The organism is Actinomadura keratinilytica, from assembly GCF_039539665.1.
GTDB classification, from domain to species: Bacteria; Actinomycetota; Actinomycetes; order Streptosporangiales; family Streptosporangiaceae; genus Spirillospora; species Spirillospora keratinilytica.
On record NZ_BAABDO010000298.1, the window covers coordinates 1 to 566 of the forward strand.

At 69.3% G+C, this 566-nt stretch carries 1 protein-coding gene; it reads left to right on the forward strand.

Going from position 1 to position 566, the window contains the following annotated elements; translation table 11 throughout:
• Positions 1-23: 23 nt before the first annotated feature.
• A partial coding sequence (locus ABD879_RS32800; RefSeq protein WP_345025687.1) for a hypothetical protein occupies positions 24-566 on the forward strand: 543 nt, incomplete at its 3' end.

Below are 566 nucleotides of genomic sequence, written 5' to 3' on the forward strand. Positions count from 1 at the left end.
AGGGCTGGGCTCCGGACACGGACGTGTCGGTGCAGTTGGCCGATGCCGAGGGCGATCCCGTCGGTGATCCGGTCACCGTCACCACCGATGAGAACGGTGCCTTCCCCGAGGGCACTTCGCTCCCGGTTCCCGAGGATGCGACGCCGCGCGATGGCTACACCATCACCGCGGTCGATTCCGAGGGCAACGAGGCGACCGACACCATCGAGATCGTCGCGGCCGATGCCGAGCTGTTCTCGCTGGATGCTTCGTCGCCGACTCCGGCCGGTGGCGAGTCCACCCTGGAATCGGCAGGCTGGGCTCCGGGCACGGACGTGTCGGTGCAGCTGACTGATCCGGACGGCAATGCCGTCGGCGATCCGGTCACCGTCACGACCGATGAGAACGGTGCCTTCCCCGAGGGCACGGTGCTCCCGGTCCCCGAGGATGCGACGCCGGGCGATGGGTTCACCATCACCGCGACGGATCCTGACGGCAACGAGGCGACCGACACGCTCGAGGTCACGCCGGCTGATTCGGCCGACGAGGCGAGCCTGGAGGCGTCCTCGCCGGTGCGCGTGGGCGAT